Origin of the sequence: Bacillus salipaludis (assembly GCF_030938565.1) — a bacterium.
Taxonomy (GTDB): Bacteria; Bacillota; Bacilli; order Bacillales; family Cytobacillaceae; genus Neobacillus; species Neobacillus salipaludis_A.
In genome coordinates this window covers 3361891-3388219 of the sequence record NZ_JAVGVR010000001.1, presented here as the reverse complement: position 1 = coordinate 3388219, position 26329 = coordinate 3361891, and the positions used below count along the sequence as shown (strand labels likewise).

Here is a 26329-nt window from a genome sequence, read left to right as displayed (position 1 = left end):
TCCAGATTTCCTGATTTACGCTAGATGTAGAGCAGCTACAATCAAATCAATGATTTTAATACCGATAAAAGGAACAACGACCCCGCCAAGTCCATAAATAAGAAGGTTTCGTGAAAGCAGTTTATTCGCACTCATCGCTTTATATTTTGCCCCTTTCATCGCAATTGGGATGAGGAGCGGGATGATGATCGCATTAAAAATCAACGCGGACAGAATCGCCGATTTTGGTGATGCCAGCCCCATGATATTAAGAGCTTGCAACTGCGGAATCATCGTAATAAACAGCGCCGGAATGACCGCAAAATATTTAGCTATGTCGTTTGAAATCGAGAAGGTGGTTAATGCTCCCCGTGTTATCAGTAATTGCTTTCCAATTGCGATAACAGATAATAGTTTAGTAGGATCAGAGTCTAAATCAATCATATTGGCTGCTTCTTTTGCAGCCATTGTTCCTGAATTCATCGCTAGTCCTACATCAGCCTGTGCTAAAGCCGGAGCATCATTGGTTCCGTCACCAGTCATCGCAACCAATTTACCTTCATCTTGTTCTTTTTTAATCGCAGCAATTTTATCTTCAGGTTTGGCTTCGGCAATAAAGTCATCAACGCCGGCTTCGGCAGCGATGGTCGCAGCGGTTAACGGATTATCACCCGTGCACATGATCGTCTTAATCCCCATACTACGCAGTTCTGCAAAACGTTCCTTCAGCCCTGGTTTCACGGTATCTTTCAGATAGATAACCCCGTATATCGTCTTATCAATGGCAACAGCCAACGGAGTTCCCCCTGCCATGGCGATTTCATCGGCCTTCTTGTCAAGATCTACAGGAACTCTTCCACCTTGGGCAGCGATATATTTCTTGATGGCATCCACTGCGCCTTTTCGGATTTGCGTTCCGTTGTTCAGGTTTAAGCCGGACATTCGGGTTTCTGCTGTAAATTCAATAATTTCTGCTCCTTCGTATTCCTTTTCATCCCAATCGACACCCAGCTTACGGGCTAACTCTACAACAGACCGTCCTTCAGGTGTTTCATCTTTTACGGATGCTTTTAAAGAGGCTAAGGTAACTTCCTGTTCAGAAACATTTGCTACTGGTACAAACTCACTTGCCATCCTATTTCCAAAAGTAATGGTTCCTGTTTTATCAAGAATCATCGTATTGATATCCCCGGCAGCTTCTACTGCTTTACCAGACATCGCCAGCACATTGAATTGAGTTACCCTGTTCATCCCAGCAATCCCAATCGCGGAAAGCAATCCACCGATTGTCGTTGGAATTAAGCAAACTAAAAGAGCAATGAGTGTTGCCACGTCTAAACGAACCTTTAAGTAGTCAGCAATTGGCACCAACGTCATGATGACAAATAAGAAAATGAGTGTTAACACAGCCAAAAGAGTCGTTAAAGCAATTTCATTTGGTGTTTTTTGCCGGGAAGCACCTTCAACTAAAGCAATCATCTTATCAAGAAAAGATTCACCCGGGTCCGTCATGATTTTTACAATAATGAAATCAGAAACAACCCTTGTTCCTCCGGTTACAGACGAGAAATCTCCTCCTGCCTCTTTAATAACAGGGGCAGATTCACCTGTGATGGCAGATTCATCAATCGAAGCCAATCCTTCAATAATTTCTCCATCAGAAGGAATCAATTCACCCGTATCGACTCGAACAATATCACCTTTTCTTAATGAAGTAGATGGAAGCTCTTTATATGAACCATCTTTTTGACGAATCTTCGCCACTGTCTCTGATTTCGTTTTTCGGAGAGTATCAGCTTGGGCTTTCCCCCTACCTTCTGCTAAGGCTTCAGCAAAGTTTGCGAACAGCACCGTAAATAATAGGATAAAAAATACCGCAATATTATACCCACGACCAACTGTACTAGCTGCAAAAATATCAGGTTTAATCGAAAGAATTAGAGTGATGAGCGTCCCCACTTCGACGACAAACATAACGGGATTTTTAATCATCACGAATGGATTTAATTTTTTAAATGAATTAATAATGGCTTGCAGGACCAAATCCTTTGATAGCGTTTTTGTTTGTATTGCCATAATCATACATCCCCCTTAATGAAACATTCCTAAATGTTCGGCAATTGGACCTAATGCAAGTGCCGGGAAGAACGTTAAAGCACCGATGACCAATATGATCACGACTAAGATCCCAGTGAATAATGATGTATCGGTACGGAACGTTCCCGTAGTGGCTTCAACCATTTTTTTCGTTGCAAAAGAACCTGCGATTGCTAACATTGCAATGATTGAAATAAATCGACCTAACAACATGTCTAGACCAATCATGGTATTATAGAAGTCTGTATTTGCTGTAAGACCGCCAAAAGCCGAACCATTGTTTGCAGCTCCTGATGTAAAAGCGTATAGAACCTCTGATACCCCATGATTTCCTGGATTTAAAATAGATGAAATCGCTCCAGGAGTAATCAAGGCAATCGCTGTTGGAACAAGAATTATTACCGGGTGTGTAAGCAATGCAATAGAAGCGAGTTTCACTTCTTTAGATTCTATTTTCTTACCTAAAAATTCAGGCGTACGTCCAACCATCAAGCCGCAAATAAATACGGTTAAAATCACATAAAGCAATCCGTTTAGCAGCCCGACCCCTTTACCGCCAAATACGTTGTTTAACATCATTTCTCCAAGTGGAACAAGACCGCCAATCGGAGTTAATGAATCGTGCATATTATTAACAGATCCAGTAGTAGCTGCCGTCGTTACGGCTGTAAACAATGATGACTCGGAAATTCCAAAGCGAACTTCTTTTCCTTCCATATTCCCATGAACACCAAGGGCATTTAATGCTGGTGTACCTTGATATTCAGCAAAAAAGACGACTGATAGAAACAATAAAAACATGATTCCCATTGCTGCGAAAACGGACCAGCCTTGGCGTTTGTTTTTAATCATTACTCCAAATGCATATACTAATGCAGTAGGAAGCAGCAGCATACATAGAATTTCCATCAAGTTTGATAATGGTGTTGGATTTTCAAAAGGATGGGCTGAATTGGTACCAAAATATCCGCCGCCATTTGTTCCAATATGTTTAATAGATTCTAATGATGCAACAGGTCCTCTTGTAATGGTTTGTTTAGCGCCTTCCAGTGTTGTAGCATTAACCGCACCATGCAGTGTCTCAGGTGATCCTTGAAATACTAAAAATAAGGCAACAATCAAAGATAATGGCAAGAAAACACGCGTAATGGAACGCACCAAGTCAACGTAATAGTTTCCAAGATTATTTTGTTTCGCCACTAAACCACGAATAAAGGCAATTGCTACTGCAAATCCCGTGGCAGCAGATGTAAACATTGGAAAGGTAATAGCAATCATTTGTGATAAGTACGAAAGTGAATTTTCCCCACTATAGGCTTGCCAGTTTGTATTTGTAATAAATGATGCTGCGGTATTAAACGCCAATGCTGGTGACATATTACCGATCTTATCGGGATTTAACGGCAAAAACTTTTGTGTTCTAAATACGATATACATTAGCATCATCATGATAAAGTTCGTGAGCAGCATGGCAAAAACATATTTTTTCCAGCCCATCGGCTCTCTATCTTTGACTCCAATCATACGGAAAATGAGCCGCTCTCCAGGTCCAAAAATCCGGTCTAAGCCTGTTTTTTCATAATCAAACACTTTTACAAGGTAGGCACCTACCGGTCTTACCAATAAGATGGCAATTACTAAGGTCACTACTACCTGTATTAATCCGTTTGTCATTTCGATGTTCCTCCTACATGTTCATCATTGTTAAATTCATCCTAAAACTTCTCAGGTTTAATTAAGACGTAGGTCAAATAAACAATTAAAGCTACTCCAATGATTCCAGGTATAAGCATACCGATTTCCTCCTCATGCTTTTTCACAAAATAAAGTAAATCCCCAAAAAATAGCAAAGGCTAAAATAAAAAGTGCAATTGATACAAAATCGTTGTTAAACATACCTAACCTCCATCCTCATGTTTTCAACTGTTGAGTGCATCCGATTAATCAACCAGTGGAAATTCTCTTTGTTCGGCTTACTCAAACTTCGGATTAAAGAGATACCTAAGATCAAGATATTTTTCATATACCCCCCTATGGTTCAATCCTTTTCTGTGTATCTGAGTAAATTTACTAAATTCCTCCTTAAACTGATTTAATGATTAGCTTTGTTTAGTATTGATTGACCTCATTGGCATAGATAAATTCTACTTCGGTTTCGCGTAAAAATAGGGTAAAAATTTCCCGTAAAGGTGTAAAAAAAATATAAAAATTCATGTATCCAATTTTCACTTTTTTACATTTTTCTATAAGACAGGACATAAAAAAATAGACCAACCCATACCATTCTTCCATTGATTGGAATGTCTTTTTAGGGCAGTCCATATTTGGTTAGAGGGTTGTCGCTTGTGATACTGTTCCCCACTTTTAATGCTAAACTACATCCTTAACAATCTGGCGTGATTGCTGAATAAACATCAATCTGGACTCTTCGACTATCCTGACATTTAGCACAATAAAGAAAGCTGCCAAAATGGCAGCTAGAACTTCAACTCTTGTACCCTATAGTTTAAGTACAATTCTTCACAATCCCGTAGCATTGAATATTAAGGTGCGTTTTTAGATGCTCTGCTGTTTACACCGTTAGTGCGTGCATGAACAGAACTCCACTACGCAAAATCCAAAATTCAAATTCTGACCTGCAGCCAAAAACTGAATTAGCTCAATAAAATATATAAAAGGTATGAGAATTTATCATGCCTTTATAACCTATTTCTTTAAATGATAAGGTAACAGTGGAAATCGTAATAGGGATGATATACCACTTTGCATCATTCCCAAACTTAACAAGTTCTGTCATTCCCGCTTCTGGCCCATACGCAACGGATGAATAAAGGTCTGCTGAAAGAATCGGCAGTGCGATATACCATTTTAATTTATTGTGCTGGACAAAAGCTATCCAGAATGACAGCTTTGCTCTTCGGCTCTTGCACTCGATACTTTAATTGAATTTCTTTACAAACTAGGCGAGTTTTTATTTTTACCAAAAATGGACAAGACATAGTCAATTGCACTCTCAACATGTGGCATCTTTACATAATTTATAGCAATTCCCTTAGAAAAGAGGTTTTTGGCATGTACTTCAATTATGAAAATGCTCGTCGTTTCGAAGGTCAATTGATTAAGTTTAAAAATGAACAAGGTGACTGGGTTATCGGCAAGGTTGTTAAAGTAAAAAAGGACGGTTTTGAAATAGCTGAACTAAATTCAAAGCAACCAAATGATGGCTACGGCTTTGGATTTTTCCCTGGGCCATTTTTCGGCAGACCTTTCTTTAGACCGTTTGGTGCCCCGTTTTTCCCATTCTTCTTCTGAGAATCGCTTATAGAGCAACGCCTTCAGGCTTGCTCTTTTTTCATGTCGAATGTTGATTTACCATATATTCAACTGATCACAACAAATCTGAGTCATGAAAATACGCGGTGGTATGTGAGTTACCATAGTGAAGGTAGGATAAAAAGACATAGAAGTAGTCTAGAAGGATGCTCAATCTCTGATAACAAATGAAAAAGCCTTTTTATAAGGCTTTTTTCAAGAGTATAAATTAGTAAAAACATACTGCTCCAACGATAATTAACAGGATGAATAATACTACGATTAAAACGAATGGATTGCCTCCGCAAAAGCCACCTCCGTAGCCAAATCCGGGGGAACAACAACCACCGAATCCACCGCAGCCTCCAAAACCACCGTAACCATCCATAATTACTCCTCCTTTCAAAAAGGTATAGGTTATTTCTTAAACAAAACCACCAACAAATGAAGCTCCTATAATAATAAGAAGGATAAACAAAACAACGAGTAAGGCAAAGCCACCACCAGCGCCTCCGAAACCAACACCATCCATAAACACAACCTCCTTTTCAGCTGATACCTATAAAATATGTAAAATACCAAAAAGTGGTTGGGCACTATCTGCAATTAAGATCCTTCTCCTAGGTTGTCTCCCTGCCCATGCTTAAGTGTAGTTTTTTATTAAGTGGAAAGTATTAATATATACAAAAAAAGCCCTACTAGGGGCTTCTGATGATTGAGACTGTCTTTGACTGGTCTATGTGCTAAGCAATACTATGGCTTTTCGGCTACACTCTAGACTATGCATCAGTTTAACTTGAGTACCCAATCAGTTAAGTTTTATTTGGAGGAATTTTTTTGAACAAACCAAAAATTAATTCGATAAAAAATCAGCCCTTGTCCATTTCATGATCTTGTACATATATTATGATTACCGCCAGCGTAAAACCAACATATTATACATTACCTTCTCGGATATAGAGAACGTTTGCCTCTTTCAAGCAGACGTTTTTTTTGCATTTATAGACAAGTTGTATATTTTCCATTATCAATATGATGTTTGTCCAAGAATTCTTGTCCTATGAATTAAGATACATAGTGAGGGTTTTATTTCGAACATTTTAACAGGTAATGATAAGTATGTGCAGATTTGGCTACGGAGGCGGTGTCGGCGGTGGCAGTCCCTATTTCATATCTACTCCCAAGCCTTTATCATAAAATTTCACCCACCTATATAGGTGACCCATTATACTGCAGCATGATTCATAATTATTCCATATAAGGAAAAGATAAATATAGACATACTTATTAAGATTTACCTTCCTTAACTCCTTTTTTAATCTATACACCGTGAATGGTGGACCTTAAGATTACTCTTAATGAAGCGATCAACATCAATGATTATAAGCTTCAATGGTATAAAATCCTAATATGATATTTTACATGAGTAAAAAGCAAAAAAGTGATTGACATAAGAACCGGAGGAAGGGTTAATGGAACAAATAGTGCCTGAAAAAGCAAAAATATCGCCTTTTTTAGTTTTTTTTCTGATCCATAAGATGCAGGTTGGCGTAGGGGTTCTTGGCTTCCAGCGTATTATCGCATTAACTGCAGGATACGATGCATGGATTTCCGTTATCATTTCCGGTTTAAGTATCCATATCATTCTATGGATGATGTATAAAATCGCCGAAACAGCAGATGGAGATATAATGAAAGCTCATACCGTCATATTTGGAAATAAAATGGGCAAACTCATATCCCTGCCATTTGTTATCTATTATCTTGTTAGCGCTGTCACTGTACTTAGTAATTTTATAAGAGTCATTCAAGTGTGGATGTTTCCGGATTTAAGTACATTTTGGTATTCTCTAGCTTTTTGTTGCTTAGCTACTTATATCGTCTTTGGAGGGATTAGAACCATAGCAGGTGTGGCGTTTTTTGGATTTGTTCTTCCCGCTTATTTAGCTTTCACTTTTTTATTTACGATACCTTATGCGGATTTCAGGAACCTCCTTCCAATTTTTGACCACTCAATAAAGGATCTGGTTAAAGCATCTTATCATATGTCCTTTACCTATTCTGGCTATTTGATACTTTTGTTTATTTATCCATTTATCAAAGAACCGAAAAAATCAAAAAAATGGGCTCATCTGGCTGTCCTTATTGCTATGATTGCCTATACATTTCTTGCGATTTTAACCTTTGCTTATTATTCTGAAGGACAGTTGCAAAAAAACATATGGCCAACCTTAACGATGTGGAAAATAGTAGAGATGCCTTTCGTTGAGAGATTTGAATTCATTGGTATTGCCACTTGGACTATTGTCCTTCTTCCTAATTTTTGTATTTCCTTTTGGTGTACCAGCCGTATTATAAAGAAGGTGACCAACTTGAAGCAAAAATATGGGGTTCTTTTGATATTTATGCTTGTATTAATTATCATTTATTTTTTAAAGACAGGGCAACAAATTTATACGTTAACTACCTATATAGGGGAAATAGGATTTATTATAGATTATGGATACATTCCTATACTCTTTTTTCTACTAATGATTGTGAAGAGAGTAAAGAAAAAATATATAACATCATGATACCTATTTTCACATGGGAAAAATAAAAAAACTTCCACACCATTTTACGTCACTCTTGAAAAAGGTTTACCCAGCAGTGATTATGATAACTGACACATGTTCCAGTCTTGAAAGCTAATATGCTCTTGTTTTACCAGGGGCATCATTGAACAGCTTGTTTCAATTGTTATTTAACAAACCTGCCCGTTAGCACAATAGAGTAGGAGGGGAAATTTAATCCCCGACCTCTCACACCACCGTACGTACGGTTCCGTATACGGCGGTTCAATCTTTTAAGTATCGTAACTCATAAAGTTGGGATATATCTTTTAATCCCCATTTTGTGAGTTTTTCTTTTGTTATCGCTTGATGCAGAATCTCACTTTTAGATATCCGCCAGTATCCCTTACGGGAGTTTGCTAATTTCATGGCATCATCATGATTAATTCCATATTTACGAAGCATCCTGTACTTTGTCCTTAGCTTTTTCCATCTCTTCCAGATGAGTTGTCTGAGTCGGTGATTTAACCATTTTTGAGTTTTTACAATGAATTTCTTCATTCGGGATATCCCGTAGTAGTTAATCCACCCTATGGTTACTTGGTTTATTTTCGTTACGATTTCTTTGAACTCACCCGGGCATTTTCGACCGGTTATTTTCCTTAGTTTATTTTTAAATCGTTGTTTTGCCGACTCACTTGGTCGGCAACCGACTTTCCCATGAGGTTATGTATATTGAACCCAAGGAATGTAGCCGAAGTTGCACCACACACTGTACTTTTCTTTTGGTTTATAACTAGTCCGAGGTCTTTCTCGATGTAGCTTGCAACGCTGTCCATTACCCTTTCGCCTGCACGTTTACTTTTGACATAGATGACGAAGTCATCCGCATATCTAATAAAACGGTGCCCTCTCTTTTCTAGTTCTCTATCCAGATTGTTCAAATAGACATTTGCTAGAATCGGGGATAACGGACCACCTTGCGGTGCTCCCTCTGTGGTTTCGATATAAATATCTTTGTCAAGAATGCCTGAACGAAGAAATTTCCAAATCAGTTTAAGGACAATTTTATCCGAAATGAACTCCTCTAAATAAGCTCTAACTCTTTGGTGATGAATTGTGTCAAAATAACTTTTCAAGTCACAGTCGACCACTACTCTGTATCCTTCTTGATAATACCGTTCGGCAAGTTTGATTGCCTGGTGGGCATTCTTGCCTTTACGAAAACCAAAGCTATTCTCAGAGAAGTATGGATCTATGATTAGTTCAATTACTTGGAGAATGGCTTGTTGTACCACTCTATCCAATACACATGGTATTCCTAGATATCTTTTGGAACCGTCCGGTTTTGGAATCGCAACCCTTTTGACAGGTTGGGGCTGGTAAGTTCCCTCCATAAGTTTCTGTTTAAGAGGTTGTAAGTATTTTTCCATATGTGATTTCAATTGATATACGGTAATCCCATCAACCCCGGGGGGCTCCTTTGTTACTTTTCACTTTTTCATAAGCGTTCCAAAGATTCTCGTTTGCGATAACTTTATTGATTAAATTGATACCATCTTGTTCTTTCATACCCATGTTGGCATCCCTACGCACTCCTATGTAACCTTCGGTTTCCAACCTATTTCTTCATAGGTAGCCATCTTTTGGTCTATACCGCGATGTTTTCTGCGATTAGGCGGGGTGCCTACACCTCCTTGTTTTCCAAGATTTAAGATTGTTCAGTCCTTCATTTCCACTGGAAACTACTATGACCTCTGCTGACTTCTCACGATAAATCTTTTTTCAACCGAGCGAGTTCGCTCGTTCGTGAGACCTCCCCGGGTAAGAGCGATAACCTTCTTCTCATGTAACTGCTATATTTACTGTATGGGGTTCGGGCAGTATTGGACTTTATCTTGCTATGCAGATTCGTCCTCCCCAATTCAGCCTTGTATATAGTTTCTGTTCGTCAGTTCGAGAATTTGCCTCCAGCTTCCTTCAGATTCCACCTCACGGTGGACACCCTTGCTATTGGCTAACAGTTCCTACTGCCAAGCCTGTAGTGGACTTTCACCACCAAGTTATCGCCCATGCCGGGCGCACATAAGAAAACGGGATCGCCGAAGCATCCCGTCTTTTGCATAAGCACCCGTAAGTATTAGTTAATTTAATAAATTTACTATAATCATTAATAGAATGGATAATGAAATGAAACCAATCATAAAGTATCCAAAGTATTTTAATGGTTTTGGTAACTTGTTTATCTTAGCATTAGAAGAGTTACCAGCATTTCCTTCAATCTCGTTAAAATGGTCTATTGCATCATTAAATGGTTTATTCTCATCTTTCATACAACCACCCCTTTACAAAATAATAACATTATTAAGTCCTATACATTGGGATTATTTGTATTATTTTCCTGAACTAACCTGCCGAGGTACTTCAATTTGAAAAAATGCGTCTCTACTTATTGTGGAAACGCACCCGTTACTTTAAGTGAAAACCTTCGCAATATCAAACAAATAAAAATCCCCCGCCTTTCTTTTTTACATTCCTTCCTTGTCTAATCTGCTTCGGCAGCTCAATAAAAAAACGGGATAGCTGCAGCTATCCCATCTCTAACATAAGCCCCCTTTAGCGACAGAAGCTAAATTCAAATACTCAGTATTGGTGCTGCCAGAGTAACGAAATTTCTTATCGTTTATTTATACGACTTTCGTCACTCGTCTATCAGCGCAAATCGATGGCGTATAATACCTTGTCATATCGCATAGTACCAACAGCTACAAACCGAGGTAAACGCCCGTATTCCGTGAATCCCAGAGATCTGTACAACTTGGCAGCACGCTCGTTGTCACCACGGAAATCTAGGGTTAATACCTCAATTCCAGTAGTGACCCCTTCCGAAATTAACTGACTTACAAGCTTTCGCCCTAAACCACGACCTTGATACCGCGGATCGACTGCTACTTTTTCGATGTCGGCATTTGGGCGATGAGTCGGGCGATTATAGCGCCTCCAGTATCCGAGTCCTGCAAGGTCTGGTCCGACCCAAACTGAAAGTAAGCACGCATCGCCGCGCTCACTCACGACGGACAACTCCCGAAGCAGGGAGACCACCTCGTCCGTTGAGGGTGGGTCGACCCATCCGAGTGCCGCACCGTTTAAAACGAGGTTCTGTAATAGCTGCGCTGCCCTCTCGATAAATGCAAAGTTTTGAATATCCCCAACATCAATTGCACGTAATATAATCGAATCTTTCACGCTACTCCCCTCCATCATACTTTTATGATTAAGCAGATTGTACCATTAGTGCTCGCATGGAAGCACTAATTTTTCTCATTCCTGCCTAGTTGTGGAATAAGAAAAGAGTTGCCGCATCAACCCTTTATTAAATTCTTGCACCTGTTAGCTTAAGTACAATCCTTCACACTCTCTTCGTTAATAAACCAAAAAAGCCATGCTTCTTTAAGTAACCCAGTGATGATGACTTCTTTAATTAAGCTTACTAGCTTGCCTAGACGTTTCTCTTAACCAGTGGACGAATTTCAATTGCATAAACATGAATATCCATAAAGGAACGGGTAGGAAATAGCTGAGTGCCATCATTTCCAATGTGGATAATATAAACCGAGGAACGATAAGTTAAAACATTAACTATGATGCCTGTGATAGCTTTAAAAAACCGTCGGTAGATGGCCAAAAGTATAAAATTAAAATGTCCTTAAACATCCATCATTTATGTTAAGCTGATGCCTTTTTACTTTTTATAACTTTTATAGCTAGGTAAACTAAAATGAAAAATACAATAACTGCAACAAAATAAGCAATAGGATGTAAGAAGTTTTGAATGTTTCCCCAGTTTTTCCCTAACATATATCCTACATATGTTAAGAATCCAGACCAAATTACACTCCCGATTGCTGTATAAATTAAGAACTTCCCAAGGGCCATACGGGCAATTCCAGCTGGTAAGGAAATAAATGTACGAATAGCAGGTAAAATACGTGAAACAAATACAGTGATTTCTCCCCGCTTGTCGAACCATTTTTCAGCAGATTCCAAGTGTTTTTTTGACAAAAATACGTACTTCCCGAATCTTTCGATCAATCTTTTTCCACCCCAATATCCCAGTGCATAGGCAATTAAAGAGCCGATGATATTGCCAAGTGTTCCAACCAAAATCACGCCTACCATATTTAAATGCCCTGTTGAAACTAAATAGCCCCCAAAAGGCATGATGACTTCGCTTGGAATTGGTATACAAGCACTTTCCAAAATCATTCCTAAAAGGATGCCCCAATATCCAATTGAATTAATCCAGTTTATTGCTATGTCCCCTAATTGATGTAAAATGCTCACTGCAATTCTCCCTTATATTAATGAAATGTGTATGGTGAAAATTTAGACAATAAATATATAACAGTTTGCCATAAAAAATGCAATTTATAGCATATACATTACTCAATTTTCAATAGAGCTTAATAGACAGTTAACATAGGGTTAATTGATTCTTAATAATTACTCCAAAACAATATCGTATAGTTTAAATTGTTAATTATGACTTCAATCGAAAAAGGAGTATTAATAATGATTATTTTCAAAAATAGAAATGAGGTTTTCTGGAAAAAATTACTAGTGGTTGAATTAACGAGGTTGGGGAACACAGGAAAACTGGTGTAAATAAATACAGCAATGAACAATAATCTCTTTGGATCATTAAAATTATGGCAACTACTGTTTGAGAGTCAGCGGTATTAAAGTTAAGTTTGCGGAAAACCACTTTAAGAAAGGAAATTACGTATGGAAACGAACCAAAACAAAATGAAAATTTTACTTAACAAGGTACCAGAAGTGACGATTTTCTTCTGGATTATCAAGGTTTTATGTACCACTGTTGGTGAAACATTTGCTGATTTTCTTAATTTCAATCTAGGACTTGGTTTAACTAAAACTACCATCATTATGGGAATCGCTTTTTTCATTGTGTTGTTTCTTCAATTTAGAGCAAAGAAATACGTTCCAGGCATTTATTGGCTAACAGTTGTTCTTATAAGCGTCTTTGGAACATTGGTAACAGATAATTTGACAGACGGTATTGGAGTACCTCTTGAAATTAGCACGGGGGTATTCTCCGTACTACTAGCATTAACATTTCTTTTCTGGTATCTAAGTGAAAAAACTCTCTCAATACACTCAATTTTCACAAGGAAAAGAGAAGTTTTCTATTGGCTTACCATTCTCTTCACATTTGCACTCGGAACTGCAGTCGGTGATTTATATTCCGAACAACTCGGTCTTGGTTATCTGAATACAGGGATAACAGTCATTATAATCATTGCGTGTATTTTCGTGGCATGGAAAATGAAACTTGATGGTGTACTAGCATTTTGGATTGCGTATATTTTGACTCGTCCTCTAGGAGCATCAATAGGAGATTTCCTTTCTCAACCAAAAGTTAATGGCGGGTTAGGGTTGGGTACTACTGTGACAAGTGTCATTTTTCTTGTAGCTAACTTAGCGATTATAGTTTTTCTCGCTGTTACAAAAATTGATATAAATGCAAAGAGCGAAACAGGGAAAACAGGCCCAACAAATGGAAGTAAGAAAAATGTTATGACCCAAACCATTGCGGCACTGTGTATTTTCTTAATTATTAGTATAGGCGGTTATGTGTGGAGAAGTAATGCTATAGCATCTCAAACAGTTACTTCACAAGCTTCATTAGGAGGACAATTAACAGGATTTATTAAAATTGAAAATGATATGTTGACGGAAGTAAACGCAAATAACTTTAGTTCGGCTAAAACAAGTGCGGATGATTTAGAACATCAATGGGACACATCAGAAGCCAAGCTTAGAAAAATCGATGGCACCACGTGGACTAAAATTGATGGTACGATTGACGTTGTATTAGCAGCTACTCGTTCGGCCAATCCAGATGCGAGCAAGGGTAAAGTTGCACTAAACAATTCGCTCAGCGTCCTAAACACCGCAAATAAATTATCTGCGAATGCTTCTTCAACAACATTAGTTGGACAATTAACAGCTTTCGCTACAATTGAAAATACTATGCTAAAAGATGTTAACTCCCATAACTTTTCTTTAGCGAAGAAAAGTGCGGATGATTTGGAACACCAATGGGATTCAGCAGAGCCTAAACTTAGGAAAATAGATGGTACCTCCTGGACAAAAATTGATGGAACCATTGATGTAGTGTTGGCTGCAGTTCGTTCATCAAGCCCTGATGTTAGCAAGTCAAAATCTGCACTTACCAATTCGCTCAGTATCATAAATGATGCAAATAAATAGAAAATCCTTGGGAATCGCAAAAGCGGTTCCCTATTTTTTGAGACAACCCCAATTTAATTGTCAAAAGCGAAAAGCCATTGTTAAGAGCATTTAAAGAATGTGAAAGATTACACTTAAACCAGTCTGCCACTTTAGTGCATAAGAAAAACTGTCAAAATGACAGGTTGAATAGAAAATAATATATAAAGAATTGATTGGACATATAATGATGAATTTTTCTAAAGAACTTGGATTAAAATTTTAACGGTCACAAATTTAAAGTATTTATTTGATAATATGGTAGGTCATGGTAAAGGTTTAAAAGTTAAGGAGCTGAAAATGAAGATTTCAATAATAGACCTTATTTTCATTTGTTTAGGTTTTTTATATGGTACGTATGAATTATTTATAAACCCGATTTATCGGTTAAGTTATGAATTTACTGGAGCCTTATCCATTGTTTTATCAATATGGGTGTCTATATCATGTATAAAATCACGGAAAAAAGAAACTAAGTAAAAATTAAATTTAATAAAATGTAATGTTTTACAATCCCGTAGCTTTGAATATTAAGGTGGGTTATTGAATGCCCTGCTGTTTACGATGTTAGTGCGTACATCAACAGAACTCAATATGCAAAAAAACCTGAATTAGATCAATAAAATATATAAAAGGCATGAGAATTTATCATGCCTATACAACCTTTTTCTTTAAATGATATGGTACCCGATGTACTCCTGAAACAAGAACAATTGTGATAACCCTGTTTCCTTTAGGCTTTAGAGTGTTAACATCAATCTTTAACTGATGAAATGTTTTGATCATGATGGTAATTGGGCTAATGAAGCGAATATGATAAGTGGTATCACTATAAAACAACCCACGCTCCACTTGTAAATTTGGTAACTCCAAAGATGACAGCAACAATGGTGGTGATTACTGCACCCACTGTATTAATCGCTAATATTATTTTCCAGTGTGGTCCTTTTACTCGCTTCCAACGTGCTGGAAATCAGCTTCTGGCAAACGTTCTTTAATTACTTTTTATGAAATAAGAAAGCTTTCTCAACCTTTTCGAAAAAAAGACTGTTTTAAAAAAATTCACTTGTTCCATATTACTCTCCCCAGAGGAAATCCTTTGCTGTTAATTTTACCATCTTGATCAACTCAATCGATAGTATGGCATTGATGGTTGCACCGCATTTAAGCAGCCTTCATGTGTAGCAAATGAATTCATCGCAGCAGCTGACTATTGATATGGCAAACATCCCATAATGGTGTACTTACCCTACCTGGCGTTTAAATTGTTTACTAGCGAAGAAGTAAGCGATGACCATAATGCCGACGCACCAGGCAAGCGCGATCCAGATACTGTTGCCAACAGACCCTTCATACAAGAGGGCACGAATCGCATTCACGATTGAAGTCACGGGCTGGTTCTCAGCGAACGCACGGACAATTTTGGGCATGGTTTCGGTGGGGACAAAGGCCGAACTGATAAACGGCAAGAAAATTAGCGGGTACGAGTAGGCTGTCGCCCCTTCCATAGACCTCGCTGTCAATCCGGGAATGACCGCAAGCCATGTCAAGGCCAGCGTAAACAACCCGAGTATCCCAGCTACCGCGAGCCAATCCAGGATATCAGCGCTGGAACGGAACCCCATCAAGAGCGCGACGAGGATCACCACCACGACAGTAAGCGCATTGGAAACAAGTGAAGTTAACACGTGAGCCCATAATACCGATGAACGCTTGATGGGCATGGTAATGAAACGCGCCATAAGCCCGCTCTTTACATCAGTAAATAGCCGTACGGAAGTGTAAGCGACTCCGGATGCGATCGCCATCAGCAAGATTCCCGGCAATAAATAATTGACGTAGTTGTCTGTGCCTGTCTCGATGGCGCCGCCAAATACATAGACAAACAGCAGCATCATCATAATCGGCGTAATCGCCACCGTGATAATCGTATCCGGGCTGCGCATGATGTTGCGCATTAAACGTCCTAGTAATACCCCTGTTTTGTTTTTCATTTACAACTCCTCCTTTTTGCCGATGATCGCGAGGAAAATTTCCTCCAATGTCGGCTGCTTCTCGATATACTCCACTTTCGCTGGCGGGAACATCTTTTTGAGTTCAGTAAGAGTACCGGTCGTGATGATTTTTCCACCATGTAAGATGGCGATCCGGTTTGCCAGTTGTTCGGCTTCCTCCAGGTACTGGGTCGTCAGCAAGATGGTCGTGCCGTCGCCCGCAAGTTCCTTGATGGTACCCCAGACTTCATTCCGCGCTTCGGGATCAAGCCCGGTGGTCGGTTCGTCGAGAAAAATGACTTCCGGGGTACCGATCAGGCTCATGGCGAGGTCAAGCCGGCGTTTCATCCCGCCGGAATATTGGGCCGCCCGGCGGTTGGCCGCATCAGTCAGGCTGAATCTTGCAAGCAGATTGTCGGCGACTTGAGCGGGATTGGAAACTCCCCGCAACTTAGCGATCATCATCAGGTTTTCCCTTCCTGTGAGCATGCCGTCTAAGCTAGAGAACTGCCCTGTCAGGCTGATACTCTGGCGAACATGGTCCGGTTGACGCTGGACGTCAAAGCCGCAAATACCTACTTCGCCGCCATCGGGCTTCATCAGCGTTGAGAGGATGTTGACCGTCGTCGTCTTGCCCGCTCCATTTGAGCCCAACAGTGCGAAGATTTCACCACGCTGCACCTCAAAATCGACCCCCTTTAAGACTTCCTTATCTTTAAAGGTTTTCTTTAACCCTTTTACAGAAATCGCTGCATTACTCATACTTTTTTCCTCCTTATAAAATGCGCATTGCGGAGCCAGATTGCCTATACCCTCCTACTTAGTCTGACTGATAATCAGTATTACTAACTACCGAGTTAAAAATAAAACTGAATAGTGAAGGTGACACATTACATTAGTTAACAGCTATTCAGTAGGAATTATCTATTGAATTTACTTTTTCCCTATCGCTTCATGAAACTCAGATTCAAATCTTCGCGATACTTGTCGACAAAGGTTTTAGCGTTTGCCACTAGTTCGTCGGCAAAAGAAGCCAAGTCGTCCCCAGTGACGATTTGAGTCGTGAGTGTCGATGCTAGGCGAAAATCCACTAGGATTTCGCCGTTAGCCACGACCAATTGTATCGTTCAACTTCTTGCGATACTTATCCTTCCAAGTTTGCTCATCCTTCACTAGCTCGTCGCAGAAAGCAGCCACGTCCTCGCCCGTAAGGTCAGTGACTTTCTTGCCTCCCACTGCTCCTTCCTCGAAGAGGTCGAGAATACCGCCAAAGATACGGCTGCTGTCCTTCCAGTCGGTTGGACCACCACCAGCAGTCCACATATATTTTTGGATAGCTTTGTAAGCGTTGCGGTACTCACTTGGAAGTGCTTTCGCACGCGCCTCCATCGCCTTCCATTCTCGTTTGTCATCCAAACTTCCGATAATTTTTTCAAAAATACTCATTTTATTTCTCCTTTTAATTTTATTTTAGTTTTAAGTTCGTTCATTTTACTTGAAATGAATTCCCATTTTTTCCAAAACATTTCAAGTTGACCTTGACCAGCTGCATTGAGTGTGTAAAATTTTCTCGGCGGTCCCATATTAGATGGCTTTTTCTCGATGTCCACCAAATTATTTTTCTCAAGCCGCATGGTAATCGTATAAACTGTGCCTTCAACCACATCAGTGAAGCCAAGTTCTCGCAGCTGTTGCGTGATTTCATAGCCGTAAGTTTCGCCACGGCTGATGATTTCAAGCACACAACCCTCAAGCACCCCTTTCAGCATTTCCGTGATATTTTCCAATTCTTTACCTCCATTTATATTTTACTTATATTTTTTTCAGTACTCTGTAACACAGGTATTTTGTGTTACTGATATTCAGTGTTGCTTACTACTAGTATATAGTATTACTAAATAGCTTCTCTTGTCAATAAAACTTTTCGTCAAAAGAGCCCTTTTTGGTGGACTTGATTTACATGATAAAGTGACCAAAATGATGATAGTAATACAAACGTCTCGACTTCGCAAAAATAGCAGGCGACTATTTAGTTACAAACACATTGAGTAATTAATTTGATGCGTTTGTATATTTTAGGGATAGGATTATGAATAAGTTTGTGAAGAAATGTACTTAAATTAAACTGCCCCGTTACTTCAATAAGAAAAGCTGCCTAAATGACAGCTTGATCTACAACTCTTGCACCTGATAGTTTAAGTGTAATACTTCACAATCTTGCTCCGACACAAACAAGGGCAGTAGTCCACCTCTAGTTCCTAACAAGAATAAGGTTGACGGGGTTCCTTCCTTTTCAATAGCAAATCTTCCCCTTAAAGAGATCTTTCGTTGAGAATTAAAACAAGTTGAATAAAATTAATCCCAACTTTACTTCCAGACACCACATTTTATGAAGCTTTTAACATTAAATAGGCTTTTAAACCAGTAACAGTCACCTAAAAGTAATCATATTTTGTTGAAGAGAGTACACGGAGTATCTCTTAATTACACATTACTGACAAAATTCCTCCGTTCAAATCTCTTGTTAGATGTCAGTTTAACCTAAATTAATAAATAAACATGGGAGGTAAAAATGCTCAATTTTCATAATGAACTTCAAACTTTAGGAATGGATAATTTCCAAGTTGGTCAGTTAATTCCTATGGGTGCTCAGAGTCAGGATCCGAGAATATTTGGCGGTATGCGTTGCGGTGGCATGATGGGCGGCGGCATGCGTTGCGGTGGCATGATGGGCGGCGGTATGCGTTGCGGTGGCATGATGTGCGGCGGTATGCGTTGCGGCGGTATGATGTGCGGCGGCATGATGTGTGGTGGCATGATGGGCGGCGGCATGATGTGTGGTGGCATGATGGGCGGCGGCATGATGTGTGGTGGCATGATGGGCGGCGGCATGATGTGTGGTGGCATGATGGGCGGCGGCTTTATTTAGTTGTTTTAGCTGTTTTGTAGGTTGGTAAATCTTCAACAAAAAATTGCTTTTTTATGAAAAGAAGTGTCCCCGCATGAACTGTCGCATGGGCACTTCTTTGTTGTATATGATATTGGAAATATTATAGTACATTATATATAGTTTACAATTGTTAAGACTAGGATTTCATTCTTTCGCTAAACTGCCCCATTAGTGGAACAAGCAAAAAAGGCTGCCGCAGCAGCCCAATCTTATTTGACTCTTGTAATAAGATTTTTCAAACATTTTTAGCTTATTTAATACCCTTTTATAAATAGCAAAATATGCTTTTATATGCTCTCTTCTTATCTTCACACTTCCTTTTCCAAGACCATCCCAATCAAGGTGAATATGATAAAAATTAAACCATGACTCATTATCAAGTTCCAGATGAAAGCTATTTACTTTTCTCCATATTTTATGGAAATATCTCTTTTTCCCACGAAATTTTTTCATATTATTCCTCCTATTTAAACTCTCCCAAGCCGTTACCCCAATAAAAAACAGGAATCGCCGCAGCTATTCCATCGTTAACATAAGCACCCGTTAGCCATCCATGTAGCGCAAAATCAGCGCTGCACCACAGAGAATGAAAATGGCTAAGACCGTCTATACTGTTTTAATGCTGGCGAAGAAGGTCTTTGAACTATGGTGCCTTTGAGCCCATCCGTTAGTCTGACTCCAACGACCACGGTGTACCACCGACTGTCGCACCCTTTAGGGGTAGCACTCATGGGAGATTAATCCTTTTTCTGGTTGTTGCGCCAGCTTTAACTGATTTCAGTTTAAGTAGAAAGGTTGCACAAGTCGATCTACCAGCCAATCTTATATACGATCCTTCAAGAGGCTCAGCCTTTTTTTAAAAACTGGTTTTTCTGGGTCTATTTTTTCATGCCCTTATTCAGTTTTTATTTTCATGGGAGTTTAAGTGTAATACTTCACATATTATATTTATTCAGACATGCTGTTCCGTTTATTTAAGAAGGTATTCAACAAAAAAAGGGTGGTAATCCTTCTAGGATTAAACGCACCCCAATGGTTAAAGAAGAAAACAGTCTAACTATTTTGTCAAACTGGATTTAGTCATTTACGATTTTAATATCTTTTATTGGATAATAAACAACATTTGTTGTCCCTATTACCTTTTTCAATGGTATCGCTCCAATAGCACGGCTGTCTTTGCTTTGCCTTCTGTTATCTCCCATTACAAACAAACTATCTTTAGGGACAGTATCACTACCTACTGCGGTTTCCTTTAAAGTGAAGGAGTCTGTTAATGTTCCTCCATCTTTTAATGAATTTTTGTATTTTTCCAAGTAAGGTTCGTTGTAAGCTTTCCCATTTATATATAAAACATCATTTTTATATTCAATTCTGTCACCTGGGAGTCCGATTACGCGTTTTATGTAATCCTTATCTTCTGGAGCATGAAACACAACAATATCAAATCTTTTCGGTTCTCCGATTTTTGTTACAATCATACGGTCCTGGTCCTGAAGAGTAGGGTTCATTGAAGCACCGTCAACAACAATCGGCGTAAAGAAAAAAGAGCGAATAATGACTGCTATTGCAAGTGCACCTATTAAGGCTTTAATCCATTCATACATTTCATTTTTCTTCTTTACCATTTCTCGACCTCCCTAAATATTCATCTGTTTCATATCCTCATTTTACCATATTTGTTTGGGTATATGTTTTTTCTTAAGCTATCCTGCCCCGTTACTTGAAGAAGAAAAAAAGCCACCTTAATGGCAGCTGGATCTGTAACTCCTGCACCCGATAGTTTAAGTAGTTTACTTCACAAACATAATATTTAGTGTTTTTTACCAACCCCCAAATATTTTACTCTGTGTATGACATTCTTATCTGCCCACATTCGATGGCGATGCAAATTATGCAGTCGGAGAAATATCATATAAAATTAATCCTTTTTTCAGCTTACTTTAATAAATAAAGAGGCTATTTATTGTAATTTAAAATAAAAATGAAAGGTGAATGCAATTTAAATGTCTACTACAAAAGAAATCGTAAATTCGTCAATTAACAAGATTCCTCAATTGACACTCCTATTCTGGATTATGAAGATTGCCGCCACAACATTAGGAGAAACAGGCAGTGATTTAGTTACTGTACCTGGAACAGAAGATAATTACATAATCCCATTTCTGATTTTCATTGGTGTATTTGCTATCTTTTTAACCATTCAATTGTTTGTTAAGAAATATGTTCCTCCTGTTTATTGGACTGTTATTTTATCAACAAGTCTTGCAGGAACAGCATTTTCTGACTTTATGGACCGTTCATTAGGGCTAGGATATCTGAAAGGGTCTCTGCTATTAGTAAGTTTGCTGGTGATTATTTTTTTATTTTGGTATTTCACAGAGCCAACATTAAACGTTAAGAGTATAGCAACAAAACGAGTTGAAATTCTATATTGGATAGCCATTCTAGTTTCTAATACACTAGGTACAGCAGCAGGAGATTTTTTATCGCACAAAGCTTCAGGAGTCGGAACGTTAGCTGGTGGTGGAAATTATCTGGAACAAGGTTTAGGACTTACAATTGCTCAAGGCGCTATGGTCACAGGTGGGTTAATATTAATCGTTCTTTTAGCGTATTGGTTTACAAAAATAAATAGAGTATTTTTATTCTGGTTAGCATTTGTATTGACTCGTCCTTTCGGGGCAACGTTCGGTGATTACTTGATTAAACCTCACGAAAAAGGTGGACTAGGTTTAGAAAATGGTACAGAAATCGCTTCCGCTATTTTATTGGCTATTCTCGTATTCTGCATTATTATTCAGTTCACAACAAGTAAATCGAGAATAAACGAATCTAATCTCCAAGTAGATTAAAACTTAAAAGACATACAAAGGGCCAATCTAATGAGTCCTTAAAAAAGCATGGAAAGGAAATAAGAAGTTTTTCTTCCCGTGCTCTTTTTTTGTTTATGCTATTTTTTCAATATTTTATTACAAATTCACCTCGCATTAAAATGTACCCATATTATATTTCCTCCGACATCTAATACGATTGTTTTATCAAAATCAATCTAAAAGAAAAATATTCCTTACTATAAATAACTTTCCTTTCTTCCACGATCCTGCCCCGTTTGTTCAACAAGAAAAAATGACTGCCGCAGCGATCATCATCCCTAACATAAGCACCCGTTAGTTTTATAACGAAAACCTTTTCTACCCACTAAAAAATGACCATAAAGCAAAAACTCCAATAGCAATTGGTATAAGTGCTTCTTTGTCTTAAATTAGAGCAAGTACTAACCAATCAAAAAATTTGAATGAGAAGAAATTACTTTATACAATACTAATAAATAAATAATCAATCCCATTGGTTATTTTAATAAGGAGGAAATCTCTTGGAGAAAATTAAAAGTCTTGAAACATTTGAACAAGTGGTCTCTAATGAAAAACCTGTTATCATAAAATTTTTTGCAGGTTGGTGCCCAGACTGTACTAGAATGAATATGTTCATCGATGATGTCATTAAGGATTACAGTCAATATGAGTGGAACGAAATCAATCGTGATGATTTTCCAGAACTTGCTGAAAAATATTCTGTAATGGGAATCCCAAGCTTGCTAATCTTCAAAAACGGAGAAAAGCTTGCCCATTTACATAGTGCTAACGCAAAATCTCCAGAGCAAGTAAGAGAGTTTTTGAACGAACAAAATAAATAATTAAAGGTATACGACCAGATAATCTTGGTCGTTATTTCATTTTAAGCACCATAATCTCTCACAATCTTGCTCTACAAAAATAAAAAAGGTTGCAACCCCATTTTTATAACGAGTTGTAGTTCATGTTAATAGGGTGTGGATGTTGTAGAATCCGTTTTCTTATGAGCTAAAGGACGGAAATTATTCCATATTTTAGGTTCAACTATTGAAAACAAAGTAAAAAATTAGACATTTAATGTCAATAAATTGTTACAGAAAAAGGCCATATTCGCTCTTATTTTATGGTAAAATATGGTTGTTTATGTTAAAGGAGGAGAAAGCGAATGAACGAACTTTTATTTAAGCAATTTGAAATGACAAGAGAGTACTTCATCAAGATCTTAGGGTCTATTTCCAAGGACCAAACAGATCTCCAGCCAGGTGGTTTCAATAACACAATTCACTGGCATACTGGTCACGTTTTGACAGTTACTGAACAAACCATGTTTGGTTTTCCTCATGCAACAACCCATCTTCCCACAAACTATATGGAATTGTTCGGGAACGGTACGAAACCAGCTGATTGGACAGGAAATGTACCTACTATGGATGAACTTATGGTACAGCTAAAAGATCAATTAGCTCGTCTTCAGCAAATTTCAGCTGAACAACTAAACAACACTTTAGAAACACCATTCCTGGGATGTAAAACCTTTGGAGAACTGGCGTGTGTAACGCTGATGCATGAAGCTGCCCATATGGGACAGGTTCAAGCAATGAAGCGAATAATTGAACATATGGGTGTAAAAAGCTAATTTTGATAAGACGCTTTTAAAAATATTCTCGATTTTTCTACAATCAGATCCCATCCCCTTTTATCTAAAGGAACTGGGGCTTTCGCATTTATCGTTTGTGGAAAAAAGCTAATGACGATTGTTCAACTAACCCGCCCATTTAGTTCCATAAGAAAAGCTGCCTAAATGACAGCCAGTTCTGTAACTCTTGCACCCGTTAGCTTAATATGATAAATAATTTTTATACTTAAAAATATAAAATATCCTATTGGTAAAATTACCCTTTCCTTCTGATAGAATTTCACAAAGGAAAATTTTAAGGTCTATAGAAGTCATTGAAGTTGCTCCGCCAGCGGTGAATACAGATTTTTTAAACGGTGCAGGTCTGCCTGGAGAACCATTAGATGAATTCGCAGACGGCATTTTCAAAGAATTAGAAGAGGGTAAAAACGAAATCGGATATGGTACTTCTGTGAATCGCTTACGTATGTCACGGGATGAAATCGACGAATACGTCGAGAAAATGTACCAAGCAACGAAGAACATAATTGAGTAACCACCACTTGTGAAGAGTTACTAAATTTTTTAAATGCTTTTCAGAAAATCATTTATTTAAGAAGACAGTTGTATTTTAAATGGACCATATTGGGTAATAAATAGCAAAACTCGCCAAAGATGTTTATGGCGAGTTTTCTTTTTAAAGTTATCCAATTTCTTCTTCCACTAAACTGCCCATTTAGTTGAATAGGGAAAAGCGTCTCCACTTTTTGTAGAAACAGCACCTTTAGTTCAATAAGCGAGATGAATAAGTTATAACAAAGTGACCTGCATTATTAATGCCTTATTTCCTCATCATCTAAACTTAGAGGTGAAGCACATAGATTAATAAATAATATGTAAACCGGATACAGAATGACAGATCCATAAATAAGAAGACTAAATCTCGGAAAAAGTGTTACTCCTGAATTAATAGGAATTACAACAGTGAAAAAAGAGAAAAAAAGGATAAAATATGGTACCCACAAAATGAGTGACCAATAGCTGTTTTTTCTACCTATAGTCCATTTTTTCGTTAAGCAAATGAATAAAATCGTTGAAAGTAGAACTCCAATTACATTAATAGCAGCAATTAGAATGTAAACATTATCCCATTCCCAGCCAGTTAAACTACTAATATGAGAGACATTTATTATGAGTTCGATTGCTATGAACAACGCTAAAGCGTATATGGCACTAATAGTATTTAACTTTATAAAAAACTTCATCATATACCTCCTTAATTAAGAAACAGCATTTAACACCTCTGAGTTAAGTTCTTTATTCAATTATAATCCTTCTTAATGTGACCTGCCCGTTAGCACAAAAAGAAAAGCTGCCTAAAATGGCAGCTGGATCTTCAACTCTTGCACCCTAGAGTATAAAAAGGTTGGCATTACATTTTTCCATTTGATGTTTCTTTAAATGAGGAAATACTTGACGATTTAGAATTGAAAAGTTTCCAAATTATGTACCCTAAAAATGTTCCAATTGTATTTAATATTACATCATCTATATCTGAAGAACGCCCCATAGGAATAGCAAACTGCACTGTTTCAATAAACAAAGAAAATATAAATCCCGTTAGTATTACAAATAGATTAAGCTTCCTTTGAAAAGATGATGTTTTCAAAGTTAGAAAAAATCCAAAAGGAACAAATAGTAAAATATTAAGACCTAAATTACGAATAGGTATGGTTATATCAACTGAATGAAACAGAATATTGTACATTCCAACTAACGGTACTATGTTAACAACTCTCGGCATTCCAGGACCATAAGCATTGGGATAAACAGTTACCAATAAAATTCCGATTATGCTAAAAATAAACAGAAGGTTAACAATCACTCTATCTGATTTTCTTTTTTTACTGACAAAATATGTAATAACACTAACCCCTAAAACGATTATTAAGAATAAGGGAACCAAATGTCCAAATGCTCGCCATAATTGAACCACGATAAACACTCCATTCTGGAAATTAATGTATAGTTATTTTACCGTGACATTGAATAATTTGGGAAGAGTCTTGTTAAACTAAACTGCCCCTTTACTTATATAAGAAAAGGTGATTACCGCTTGGTTAAGTAAACACCCCTGTCAATTCTATTCAATAAAATTTATTTTATTTTCCTGACACCATTCAATAGCAATTTGTTTAAAACACTCGCCCCGGTATGAATACCATTCATCTTCTATTTCAAAATCAATTATTTTATCCTTAAACCTTCTAAAGGCACCCTTTCCCTTAATTGCCATTAATAAGGATTCCTTCTTCCGTTGATCACTTACTGTTAAACAAAAGTTTTCCATAATTTCATATTCATTCACTTCATATTTAGTAGGTAACTCTAAATAATTTTCAAAGTTTTCAACCACATCAATTGCAATTATTCTATTTTCTTGTTCCCATTCAGGTAAATGATCAAATGGTTTTTCGTCTTCAGCAGCTCTCAGATCCTCCGATGTTACTAACACAAATTCTCCCGTTTTAATATTCAGTAATGAACGTGACTCTTCAAACTGTATTTCCATTTCCTCAATTATATCTTTTAGTTTAACTTGTATACTCATTATTTGATCACCTTTTTATATTTTTACTAATGCACCCGTTAGTTGAAGAGCATTT

The 26329-nt window shown here is 37.8% G+C and carries 26 protein-coding genes and 2 pseudogenes; 8 read left to right on the top strand and 20 right to left on the bottom strand.

Annotated elements, in window-relative coordinates:
* Positions 1-15: 15 nt before the first annotated feature.
* The 3 genes from kdpB to kdpF are packed head-to-tail and all read right to left on the bottom strand — an operon-like array spanning position 16 to position 3869.
* The gene (gene kdpB, locus RCG21_RS16895; protein WP_372512690.1) at positions 16-2061 is read right to left on the bottom strand and encodes a potassium-transporting ATPase subunit KdpB; all 2046 of its coding nucleotides are present in this window, start codon (positions 2059-2061) and stop codon (positions 16-18) included.
* 9 nt (positions 2062-2070) lie between these two features.
* Positions 2071-3750, bottom strand: coding sequence for a potassium-transporting ATPase subunit KdpA (gene kdpA, locus RCG21_RS16890; RefSeq protein ID WP_308913430.1), 1680 nt, complete (start codon positions 3748-3750; stop codon positions 2071-2073).
* 41 nt (positions 3751-3791) lie between these two features.
* Positions 3792-3869 (bottom strand): K(+)-transporting ATPase subunit F, encoded by a 78-nt coding sequence (gene kdpF, locus RCG21_RS33560; RefSeq protein WP_133340146.1) that lies wholly within the window; start codon positions 3867-3869, stop codon positions 3792-3794.
* Between the two features lie 1279 nt (positions 3870-5148).
* Here kdpF and RCG21_RS16885 point away from each other — a divergent pair.
* Entirely contained in the window at positions 5149-5388 is a 240-nt protein-coding gene (locus RCG21_RS16885) for a hypothetical protein (protein WP_308913429.1), read from the top strand.
* Positions 5389-5617: 229 nt separating this feature from the next.
* On the opposite strand, the gene RCG21_RS16880 is transcribed toward RCG21_RS16885, so the two are convergent.
* Positions 5618-5776, bottom strand: coding sequence for a YjcZ family sporulation protein (locus RCG21_RS16880; RefSeq protein WP_133340130.1), 159 nt, complete (start codon positions 5774-5776; stop codon positions 5618-5620).
* 36 nt (positions 5777-5812) lie between these two features.
* Positions 5813-5920: a YjcZ family sporulation protein gene (locus tag RCG21_RS16875; RefSeq protein ID WP_133340128.1), complete on the bottom strand. Its 108-nt coding sequence runs from the start codon at positions 5918-5920 to the stop codon at positions 5813-5815.
* A 940-nt stretch (positions 5921-6860) separates the two neighbouring features.
* Here RCG21_RS16875 and RCG21_RS16870 point away from each other — a divergent pair.
* Positions 6861-7961 carry a GerAB/ArcD/ProY family transporter gene (locus tag RCG21_RS16870; protein ID WP_133340126.1) on the top strand — a complete coding sequence of 367 codons (1101 nt, stop codon included), beginning with the start codon at positions 6861-6863 and terminating at the stop codon, positions 7959-7961.
* A gap of 264 nt (positions 7962-8225) precedes the next feature.
* On the opposite strand, the gene RCG21_RS16865 is transcribed toward RCG21_RS16870, so the two are convergent.
* The 5 genes from RCG21_RS16865 to RCG21_RS16845 all read right to left on the bottom strand — a co-directional run bounded on the left by RCG21_RS16865 (position 8226) and on the right by RCG21_RS16845 (position 12284).
* Positions 8226-8597, bottom strand: coding sequence for a group II intron maturase-specific domain-containing protein (locus RCG21_RS16865; protein ID WP_133339681.1), 372 nt, complete (start codon positions 8595-8597; stop codon positions 8226-8228).
* Positions 8598-8602: 5 nt separating this feature from the next.
* Positions 8603-9373, bottom strand: coding sequence for a reverse transcriptase domain-containing protein (locus RCG21_RS16860; protein ID WP_308913428.1), 771 nt, complete (start codon positions 9371-9373; stop codon positions 8603-8605).
* A 711-nt stretch (positions 9374-10084) separates the two neighbouring features.
* Positions 10085-10273 carry a hypothetical protein gene (locus RCG21_RS16855; RefSeq protein ID WP_308913427.1) on the bottom strand — a complete coding sequence of 63 codons (189 nt, stop codon included), beginning with the start codon at positions 10271-10273 and terminating at the stop codon, positions 10085-10087.
* A gap of 379 nt (positions 10274-10652) precedes the next feature.
* Entirely contained in the window at positions 10653-11186 is a 534-nt protein-coding gene (locus tag RCG21_RS16850) for a GNAT family N-acetyltransferase (protein WP_208025444.1), read from the bottom strand.
* A 480-nt stretch (positions 11187-11666) separates the two neighbouring features.
* A complete protein-coding gene (locus tag RCG21_RS16845) occupies positions 11667-12284 on the bottom strand; it encodes a DedA family protein (protein ID WP_235824964.1) in 618 nt (205 codons plus the stop codon).
* A 441-nt stretch (positions 12285-12725) separates the two neighbouring features.
* On the opposite strand from RCG21_RS16845, the gene RCG21_RS16840 reads away from it, so the two are divergent.
* Entirely contained in the window at positions 12726-14234 is a 1509-nt protein-coding gene (locus RCG21_RS16840) for a COG4705 family protein (RefSeq protein WP_308913426.1), read from the top strand.
* 672 nt (positions 14235-14906) lie between these two features.
* Here RCG21_RS16840 and RCG21_RS16835 read toward each other — a convergent pair.
* From RCG21_RS16835 to RCG21_RS16810, 5 genes and pseudogenes are all read right to left on the bottom strand, one after another.
* Positions 14907-15092: a hypothetical protein gene (locus RCG21_RS16835; RefSeq protein ID WP_308913425.1), complete on the bottom strand. Its 186-nt coding sequence runs from the start codon at positions 15090-15092 to the stop codon at positions 14907-14909.
* A 404-nt stretch (positions 15093-15496) separates the two neighbouring features.
* Positions 15497-16246, bottom strand: coding sequence for an ABC transporter permease (locus RCG21_RS16830; protein ID WP_133340223.1), 750 nt, complete (start codon positions 16244-16246; stop codon positions 15497-15499).
* Complete coding sequence (locus RCG21_RS16825; RefSeq protein ID WP_133340221.1) at positions 16247-17008, bottom strand: ABC transporter ATP-binding protein; 762 nt, start codon at positions 17006-17008, stop codon at positions 16247-16249.
* Positions 17009-17190: 182 nt separating this feature from the next.
* A pseudogene (locus tag RCG21_RS16815) lies at positions 17191-17692 on the bottom strand (DUF1048 domain-containing protein).
* Positions 17689-18033, bottom strand: coding sequence for a PadR family transcriptional regulator (locus RCG21_RS16810; protein WP_133340217.1), 345 nt, complete (start codon positions 18031-18033; stop codon positions 17689-17691). Before RCG21_RS16810 ends, RCG21_RS16815 begins: the two are co-directional and overlap by 4 nt.
* Positions 18034-18818: 785 nt before the next feature.
* On the opposite strand from RCG21_RS16810, the gene RCG21_RS16805 reads away from it, so the two are divergent.
* The gene (locus RCG21_RS16805; protein ID WP_308913424.1) at positions 18819-19175 is read left to right on the top strand and encodes a heterocycloanthracin/sonorensin family bacteriocin; all 357 of its coding nucleotides are present in this window, start codon (positions 18819-18821) and stop codon (positions 19173-19175) included.
* Positions 19176-19364: 189 nt separating this feature from the next.
* On the opposite strand, the gene RCG21_RS16800 is transcribed toward RCG21_RS16805, so the two are convergent.
* Both RCG21_RS16800 and lepB read right to left on the bottom strand, forming a co-directional pair.
* Positions 19365-19649, bottom strand: coding sequence for a hypothetical protein (locus RCG21_RS16800; protein ID WP_133340213.1), 285 nt, complete (start codon positions 19647-19649; stop codon positions 19365-19367).
* Between the two features lie 623 nt (positions 19650-20272).
* On the bottom strand, positions 20273-20821 hold the full coding sequence (gene lepB / locus RCG21_RS16795) for a signal peptidase I (RefSeq protein ID WP_133340211.1): 549 nt from the start codon (positions 20819-20821) through the stop codon (positions 20273-20275).
* A 378-nt stretch (positions 20822-21199) separates the two neighbouring features.
* Here lepB and RCG21_RS16790 point away from each other — a divergent pair, with 378 nt between their 5' ends.
* From RCG21_RS16790 to RCG21_RS16775, 4 genes and pseudogenes are all read left to right on the top strand, one after another.
* The gene (locus RCG21_RS16790) at positions 21200-22048 is read left to right on the top strand and encodes a COG4705 family protein (protein ID WP_308913423.1); all 849 of its coding nucleotides are present in this window, start codon (positions 21200-21202) and stop codon (positions 22046-22048) included.
* Positions 22049-22569: 521 nt separating this feature from the next.
* Complete coding sequence (locus tag RCG21_RS16785) at positions 22570-22890, top strand: thioredoxin family protein (RefSeq protein ID WP_133340207.1); 321 nt, start codon at positions 22570-22572, stop codon at positions 22888-22890.
* A 323-nt stretch (positions 22891-23213) separates the two neighbouring features.
* Positions 23214-23684 (top strand): DinB family protein, encoded by a 471-nt coding sequence (locus tag RCG21_RS16780; protein WP_133340205.1) that lies wholly within the window; start codon positions 23214-23216, stop codon positions 23682-23684.
* Between the two features lie 301 nt (positions 23685-23985).
* Positions 23986-24219 (top strand): annotated as a pseudogene (locus RCG21_RS16775) (short-chain dehydrogenase); the annotation flags it as partial.
* Positions 24220-24496: 277 nt separating this feature from the next.
* Here the strand turns inward: RCG21_RS16775 and RCG21_RS16770 are convergent.
* The 3 genes from RCG21_RS16770 to RCG21_RS16760 all read right to left on the bottom strand — a co-directional run bounded on the left by RCG21_RS16770 (position 24497) and on the right by RCG21_RS16760 (position 26274).
* On the bottom strand, positions 24497-24928 hold the full coding sequence (locus RCG21_RS16770; RefSeq protein ID WP_133340747.1) for a hypothetical protein: 432 nt from the start codon (positions 24926-24928) through the stop codon (positions 24497-24499).
* 167 nt (positions 24929-25095) lie between these two features.
* A complete protein-coding gene (locus RCG21_RS16765; RefSeq protein ID WP_165976447.1) occupies positions 25096-25659 on the bottom strand; it encodes a VanZ family protein in 564 nt (187 codons plus the stop codon).
* Between the two features lie 147 nt (positions 25660-25806).
* Complete coding sequence (locus tag RCG21_RS16760; RefSeq protein WP_308913422.1) at positions 25807-26274, bottom strand: UPF0158 family protein; 468 nt, start codon at positions 26272-26274, stop codon at positions 25807-25809.
* Positions 26275-26329: the final 55 nt, after the last annotated feature.